This window comes from Streptomyces sp. SID11385, from assembly GCF_010548245.1.
GTDB lineage: Bacteria > Actinomycetota > Actinomycetes > Streptomycetales > Streptomycetaceae > Streptomyces.
Map to the genome: position 1 here is coordinate 1 of NZ_JAAGLR010000978.1, position 4246 is coordinate 4246.

The 4246-nt window shown below is 72.6% G+C and carries 6 protein-coding genes; 3 read left to right on the forward strand and 3 right to left on the reverse strand.

Going from position 1 to position 4246, the window contains the following annotated elements:
- The first annotated feature begins 111 nt into the window (after positions 1-111).
- The 3 genes from G3I42_RS29950 (at position 112) to G3I42_RS29960 (ending at position 1880) form a co-directional block, all read left to right on the forward strand.
- A complete protein-coding gene (locus G3I42_RS29950) occupies positions 112-471 on the forward strand; it encodes a hypothetical protein (RefSeq protein WP_164290889.1) in 360 nt (119 codons plus the stop codon).
- A 3-nt stretch (positions 472-474) separates the two neighbouring features.
- On the forward strand, positions 475-930 hold the full coding sequence (locus G3I42_RS29955; RefSeq protein WP_164290890.1) for a hypothetical protein: 456 nt from the start codon (positions 475-477) through the stop codon (positions 928-930).
- 203 nt (positions 931-1133) lie between these two features.
- Positions 1134-1880, forward strand: a complete 747-nt coding sequence (locus tag G3I42_RS29960) for a class I SAM-dependent methyltransferase (protein ID WP_164290894.1) — start codon at positions 1134-1136, stop codon at positions 1878-1880.
- A gap of 57 nt (positions 1881-1937) precedes the next feature.
- On the opposite strand, the gene G3I42_RS29965 is transcribed toward G3I42_RS29960, so the two are convergent.
- The 3 genes from G3I42_RS29965 to G3I42_RS29975 form a co-directional block, all read right to left on the reverse strand.
- Positions 1938-2435, reverse strand: a complete 498-nt coding sequence (locus G3I42_RS29965; RefSeq protein ID WP_164290891.1) for a GNAT family N-acetyltransferase — start codon at positions 2433-2435, stop codon at positions 1938-1940.
- 25 nt (positions 2436-2460) lie between these two features.
- Positions 2461-3057 (reverse strand): sigma-70 family RNA polymerase sigma factor, encoded by a 597-nt coding sequence (locus G3I42_RS29970; RefSeq protein ID WP_164290892.1) that lies wholly within the window; start codon positions 3055-3057, stop codon positions 2461-2463.
- A 96-nt stretch (positions 3058-3153) separates the two neighbouring features.
- Positions 3154-4245, reverse strand: a complete 1092-nt coding sequence (locus G3I42_RS29975; protein ID WP_343244706.1) for a glycerophosphodiester phosphodiesterase — start codon at positions 4243-4245, stop codon at positions 3154-3156.
- Position 4246: the final 1 nt, after the last annotated feature.

Sequence of the window (4246 nt, forward strand, 5' to 3'; positions counted from 1 at the left end):
GCCGGCGCGCGCGACGGGGCTGGGTGACGCGCGCGGACTGGGCGGCGTGGCGCGCGCGGTCGGGGCGGGCCGCTTTTCGGGCGGAATGGGGACCGTAATAGGGTCTGCCGCATGTTCGATGCCCTGACGATCGCGACCGCCGTCGCCGCGCTCGCGCTCGCCGCCTGGTGCGGGTACGCCTTCGCCAAGGACCAGCCGACGAAGGACTGGCACTTCATCGGGATGGCGATCGTCTCGCTGCTCGCCCTGGCGCAGCTCGTCATCGGCGTCGTCCAGCTCGCGCGCGGCGAGAACCCGGACCAGGGCACGGTGATCTTCGTGGCCTACCTCGTGGGCGCCGCGCTGTGCGTCCCGCTGGCCGGGTTCATGTCGCTCACCGAGCGCAGCAAATGGGGCTCGATGACGGTGCTGGCCGGCGGCGTCGTCCTCGCGGTTCTCGAAGTCCGGCTCTACGACATCTGGGGTGGCTGAGCGATGGCGCGCGTAACGACACGGGAGCCGGGGACGGCGGGGCGGACCAGGCTCATCAGTGGTCCGGGCATCCTGCTCCTGTGGGTCTACGGGGTCATGGTGGTCGGCGCGCTCTCGCGTTCCGTCTACCAGTTGAGCACCGAGTTCGACCGGGCGCCGCTCGCCTACGTGCTCTCCGCCGTCGCGGGGGTCGTGTACTGCTTCATCACGTGGAGCCTCGTACGCGGGGGCGAGGGCGCGCGCACGGCGGCGCGGATCTGCTGCGCGATCGAGTTGTTCGGCGTACTCGTCGTGGGCACCTGGACGCTCGTCGACAGCGACTCGTTCCCGGACTCGACGGTGTGGTCCGACTACGGCATGGGCTACCTCTTCATCCCGGTGATCCTGCCCGTCAGCGCCCTCCTGTGGCTGCGGCGCTCCCGGGTGGAGGCGCTGGACGCGAAGGCGCGGACGGCCTGAGCGCCCGCGGCGGTTTATTCGCTGGCCCCGCCCGGGCGACCGTGCCTACGCTCGCCGTGTTCCAGGACGGCGATCAGGCACAAAGGGTGAGTTGATGACGGCGCAGGAGAGCGCGGCCACCGGGCCGCGCACGGACGACCGGTCGCACGAGGCGACCCGTATCCCCGTCACCTCTCCTTCGAGGAGCTTCACCCGTGGATTCCCTGGATCTCCCACGTAGTTTCACCATCCGCGAGAGCGGACACCGCGTCCACAACCCGTTCACCGAGGACCAGCTCGCGCTGCTCGGCCGCGCGATCGGGCTGCGGCCCGGCATGCGGGTGCTCGATCTCGCCTGCGGCTCGGGCGAGATGCTCTGCACCTGGTCGCGCGCGCACGGCATCGGCGGCACGGGCGTGGACATCTCCACCGTCTTCCTCGCCGCCGCGCACGCCCGCGCGGCCGAACTCGGCGTCGCCGAGGCCGTGCGCTTCGTGCACGCCGACGCCGCCGGCTTCGTGGCCGGGGAACCGGTCGATGTCGCGGCCTGTCTCGGGGCCACCTGGATCGGTGACGGCGTGCCCGGCACGCTCGACCTGCTCCGCCGCTCGCTCCGGCCCGGCGGCCTCCTCCTCGTCGGGGAGCCCTACTGGGCGGAGCTGCCGCCCGACGAGGAGACCGCGCGGGCCTGCGGCGCGCCAACGCGGGACACGTACCAGCCGCTCGACGGGCTCCTGGAGTCCCTCGGGGCGCTCGGGTACGACGTCGTCGAGATGGTCCTCGCCGAGCGGGCGGGCTGGGACCGGTACGTCGGCGCGCAGTGGCTCACGACGCGGCGCTGGCTCGACGCGAACCCGCAGGACCCCATGGCGCCCGGGATGCGTGCCGAGCTGGACACGGCGCCGGTGCGGCACGCGCGCTACCAGCGCCGGTACCTGGGCTGGGGTGTGTTCGCGCTGATGGCGCGCTGACCGGCGCGCGGCGGTGATCACGCGGGGCGGGTCGCGACGTGCGGCCCGCCCCGTTCCTCACACTCCGGCCGGGTGCCTGCCCGCGACCGTCTCCTTGGTGAGCGTCACCATGCTGAGCCGCTCGCTGACCTGCTCGGTGCCGATGGGCGCGTACCCGTACTTGCGGTACAGGCGCACGTTGCTGCGGTGCCCCGTGAAGAGCTGGAAGCGGCGGGCGCGGCCCTCGGCGCGGAGCGCGTTCTCGACGGCGACCAGGAGCCGGCCGCCGAGCCCGTGCCGCTGCATCCGGGGGTGCACGACGAGCTTGCCGATGTGGGCGATCCCGCCCTCGTCGACCGCGCCCCGTACCGAGCCCACGACCTCGTCGCCGAGGCGCGCGACGAGCACGTGCCCGGAGCGCAGTTCGTCCCGCAGGCTCTCCAGGCTCTGGGTCAGGGGTTCGATGCCCCAGTCCCCGTACCGCTCCGCCTCGCTCTGGAAGCAGAGGTACTGAAGCTTCAGGATGTTCTCGGCGTCCTCTTCGGTCGCCGCAGAGATGGTCACGCTCGCGCCCATGTGTGCACGCCTCCCGCTCACCTGTTCACCGGTGTGTCTCCCGCAGGATTCCCCATCCCGCCCCCCGTGCGAAACCTTGGGGACGGCTTCGGGGACCGGAACGGTCCCGGTCGCCGGCCGGTCCGAGCAGTCTTCCCAGGCAGTTCAGGCAGTGTGAGCGCCTCGGGCCGAGGCTTCCCTGTGAGATTCCCAACTCCGCCGCGATCTCCCGGTAGGTGAGATCGCGGGGCGAGAGCAGCGCCCGGACGAGGCCGCGGCAGCGGCCGGGGAGGCGGCCCGCCGCTTCGCGCACGGAGTGGAGGAGTTCGGCCTCGATGTGCTGCTGCTCGGGCCCCGGGCGCGGGTCGGCGGGCTCGGGGACGCGCGGGCGCTCCCGTACGGGGCCGGTCTCCTCCCGTCCGCGCGCCTCGGCGCGTACCGCTCGCGCCTCCTCCCGTACCGCCGTGCGCAGCCAGGCGGCGGGGTCGGTGGGCGGCGGCGCGCCGCGCAGCCGCTCCAGGAGCCGGACCCACAGGGACTGTTCGAGGTCGGCCGCGTCGAGCTGGTGGGCGAGCGCCTCGGCGCGGGCGGCGGTGCGTACGAGGGGGTGCCAGTGGTCGTAGGAGGGCGGGGTGGTGGTCATGCCTGGCGGGACCGCGCGGGGACGCGAAAGGTTCCGCGAACGGCGGCGGCTCACCCGGAGGTATGCCGCCGCGCTCGCGTGCTGACGTCCTCTCGGTCAGTGGCGGTTCCTCTTCGCCAGGTAGCTCTCGCGCGCGAGGAGCGCGGTGTCGCCGTTGTCCGAGAAGAGCCCGTCGATCCCAGTCGCGTAGTACGTCTCGAAGAGCCGGAAGGCGTCCCCGTACGCGTTCGGGTCGCTCCCGACGCGGTAGTCCACCGGCAGGAAGGTGTTCTCGTTGCGGACGGTGTACGGGTGCAGCCGCAGCCCCTTGGCGTGGGCGTCGCGCACGAGGCTCGTGGGCGAGCCGAGCGTGCCGTCGGCCTTGCGCGGGATGATCAGGCTCAGGTCGGGGCCGATGCCGTCGGCGAAGGACGCGATCCACTTCAGGCCCTCGGGGGTGGCGAGGTCGTCGGTGGTGCGGGGGTCGCCCGTGGCCTGGAAGTCGTACGGCTTGGTGCCGGCCGTCGAGAGCAGGACGATGCCCGGGGTCCGCACGAGCTTGCGCAGGCGCTGGATGCTCGTCGGCTCGAAGGACTGGAGGATGAGCGCGCTGGAGTCGCGGGTGTCGCGCCCGTACTTCCGCAGGAGACGGGCGAGGCGCTCTTCGAGGCCGAGGCCGATGCCCCGGAAGTACGTGGGGTGCTTCGTCTCGACGTAGAGCCAGATCTTCCGGCCCCGTGCCCGGCCCTCCCGCTCGGCCCACTCCAGGACCTCCTCGAAGGTCGGCACCTCCCAGCGGCCGTTGTAGAGGGTGTTGTGCTGGCGGTTGGCGGGGATGCGCTCGATCGCGCGCAGGGTCTTCAGCTCGGCGAGCGTGAAGTCCTCGGTGAACCAGCCGGTGAGCTTCGCGCCGTCGACGGTCTTCGTCGTCCTGCGCGCGGCGAACTCGGGGTGCTGGGCGACGTCGGTGGTCTGCGTGATGTCGTTCTCGTGCCGGCACACGAGGTGGCCGTCCTTCGTGGGGACGAGATCCTGCTCGATGATGTGGACGCCCATGTCGAGCGCGAGCTGGTAGGAGCCGAAGGTGTGCTCGGGGCGGTAGCCGGAGGTGCCGCGGTGGCCGATGACCGTCACCTCGGGCAGATCACGCAGCGCGCCGCCGCCGCGCCGCCCGCCCTCGCTCGCGGCCGCGACGCCCGGCAGTCCCACG